At 42.5% G+C, this 2,912-nt stretch carries 4 protein-coding genes; all 4 read right to left on the bottom strand.

Annotation, left to right across the window (positions count from 1 at the left end):
* The coding region (locus tag Q7J27_04580) for a hypothetical protein (protein ID MDO9528420.1) at positions 1–611 on the bottom strand (611 nt) is incomplete at its 3' end.
* 23 nt (positions 612–634) lie between these two features.
* Positions 635–1,195, bottom strand: coding sequence for a DNA methyltransferase (locus tag Q7J27_04575; protein ID MDO9528419.1), 561 nt, complete (start codon positions 1,193–1,195; stop codon positions 635–637).
* Between the two features lie 287 nt (positions 1,196–1,482).
* Positions 1,483–2,214 (bottom strand): hypothetical protein, encoded by a 732-nt coding sequence (locus Q7J27_04570; GenBank protein MDO9528418.1) that lies wholly within the window; start codon positions 2,212–2,214, stop codon positions 1,483–1,485.
* A gap of 64 nt (positions 2,215–2,278) precedes the next feature.
* Positions 2,279–2,912: hypothetical protein (locus Q7J27_04565; GenBank protein ID MDO9528417.1), on the bottom strand; the 634-nt coding region annotated here is incomplete at its 5' end.

Genomic DNA, 2,912 nt, shown 5'->3' with positions numbered 1-2,912 from the left:
AAATCTGGTGTTTTTATTTTCATTCCGCAGATGGCGCACTTGCAATCGTATGCTTCAATAACTGCTTGACGAAATCCTCTTGTTCGTAACGTCAGTTCTCTGGTTACTTTCATAACTTTCTTCCCATTATCAAATGGATTGTAGTTTTCGGGTCTTGAAGATTCACTAAGTTTCTTTACAATCTTCTGAACTTCGTAAGATTTAGTCGGCAAAAAGTCTTTTTTTTCAGCAGGTATATTTGAAAGATTTAGTGCTTCATCGAAACCTTTCTCTGTCAGCATCCATTCTTTTTTATTTGTGAGTTGAAAAGTCTGTGAGGGACGTGAAACCAATTTCTCTTTTGCCAAAGAATCCGCTGCTCGAAAAAGTAATCTATGCCAGAGGAGAGATTTCTTAACACGATTCTCTTTGCGATATACAGTTTGCAAGAAGGCAGTGCGTTGCTGTTCACTCAGTCCAAAATCATTCGCTATTTCATCAACAATTTCTTGTCCCAAACTAAACTCTTTGATTATACCACCATGTTTCAATAATGCGCGAAGTAAATCCTGCTCAACTTGTTTCCGTGTTGGCATAGCAAATTGTTCATACATTTTACCTTCGTAACTCATTATTACCTTCAATCCAGTTTTGCTCAATTGTTATAAGAAAATTGTTTGCCAAGGAAATTCATATCGCGTCCCACCCAATTTGCAATATTTTTCCCGAATCCGCTGCCGACTTGTGAATTGAATCGTATCACGTCATTAGTACCAAGGTGTTTCAAACGGGTTTTTGCCCAGTCTCCCATCGGCACCATTACCTCTTCCTGATACATGTGGAATTGTCGAGTTTTGTTGAATTGGAGACAACGCTCCCAGGCATCACGGAACCGATTTGGCCTTTTGCCTGGATGACAATTTTTCTTATGCCAGACAAACTCTTCGGTCCAAAGCCACCCCTGTTGCCTAAGCCCAAGTATCAATTCAATGACGTATGTATGCCGTTCACCATCAACAATCTTTTCTTTAATATTGAGAATAAATGTTCCTGTAGGCTTAAGAATCCTTAAGAATTGCTCACTCCGGGGAAGAAACCATTCAACGTAGGCGTCAGGGGATACTCCACCGTATGATTTTGCTCTGCAATCTGCATATGGGGGTGATGTAACGATAAGATCAAATGAACTATCAGGGTAATCTTGCAAGATACTCAAACAATCACCATTTTTTATTATACATTCAAGGGTTCTCATGTATGGCATCTTAGCATGGAAAGGCTTTGATTTCTATTCTAATGTTTTTTATTCTCATCCAACAGGGAGGTCACTGGGAGGCGGGCGCCCTTTCCCGCCGATCCAGTGCAGCTAATCGTTATGCATCATTTCTTCAATGATTTCCTTTTGCAACTTCTTGTGTTCCTCTTCAGACAAAACGAATTCGACGTCATATGTGTCGTCGTAAATAAAGTCATCTAGATTCTTGATACTGTTGAGCCACGCCGTTATTCGAGAGCAGTCGAACCTACGAAGGCCGCTTCTATATCCGATGCAAAACAGCGAGAATGAAAGGTCTCGATTTTTCTTTCGTGAAAGTTGATAATGAAATATGTACCCCGATAGTAGTTAACATTTGTACCCTCTGCGTCCTTCAGATGAGGGAACTTGCCTATTACGAGTTCATAATGCGTATCCATGGAATTAGGGGTGCCCAATTCAAGATTGATAAGCTTACCAATAGAATGGCCAATTGTTGTATTATCAACAAAATATTGGTGATAATACCGACAGTAGATGTTGATATTTGATTCCTCTTTCAACTTCTCTTCTATGTCGTTCCAGAAAACGATCTGAAAGGATAAAGTGCGGTTTTCAGTAGCTAATTCGTCAGTGATAGTTCTCTCTATTTCCTGCAACACTGCATCCCTTTTCAGGGTAGTGCACAAGTAGTACCGCCTCAATGAGGGGTTGAAATTCCTGGCCTTTGCTATCTCAGCATCTATTTCATTCTTGCTCAACGTGTTGTTTTCTGCTCGAACTTTGCACTGAAGACCAAACCACTCTCCAGTCAGTGTGTTTCTGCCATACACATCGACACCATCTTGTGCTTGTCCTGGGCGGCCGTTAAAACAGACAGGATCATTCGCACTGTCGTTCTTCCATAAATCTCGACACAAATTCTCAAAGACTGTCGGGTCAGTAATTTTTGGAATATCGACGGTTCTCAAATCGTGCATTCTATTCTCCTACGCATAACACTTGGATCAGCCACGACTGTAAGGAGTTGGCTGCATCCGGTAGTTAGACGTTTTGCTTTCCCAATACGGCAGCATATGCATTCCAGTCTATTGCAGGGACGGTACCCAAGGACTGGAGTTTCTGCAAAAGACGGAACAGAAAATACGCCAAGGCTTGACTGGAGGGACCTACTTCAATAGTTCCGCCGTATGTGTCAAATACGTTTCCAGAAACCGCCAGGCCGCAATCCAACTGCTTAATTCCGGTCAGAGACTTATGAGCACGTCTGAAGGCTTCTGCCTGAAAACCTTCTGCCCAGTCGATTTCGCTCGCGATAATGCCGGACACGATTGGAAACGGTGGTTTTGCTGGGTATTCTCCACCCGCATGTATAATAGGGACGGTTGTGCGAACGAGCCTTCTTATGGACTTCGCCTTCTCGCCTGCGTAATCCAGGTACGGTTTGTTAATAGTCGGCTTTACCTCAAAAGCAGCATAGACTGCCTCAGCGGGAACAAATCTGTGATTCTGTTGATCAAGCAACGTAGGGGTGTACTGGTTATCATAGACTATTACATCAATTTGGTCACTGGTTTCGCCCGTACTATCCAATACGATGCCTGTATCTACCGCGTACCTATCGGGTAAGTATTTCCGCAAAACATCGATAAAATAGTTCTCGTTCACCTCACCCAAC

The organism is Syntrophales bacterium (assembly GCA_030655775.1).
Classification (GTDB): domain Bacteria; phylum Desulfobacterota; class Syntrophia; order Syntrophales; family JADFWA01; genus JAUSPI01.
The sequence above is the reverse complement of the archived record's forward strand: the minus strand, read 5'-3'. Positions and strand labels throughout refer to the sequence as shown.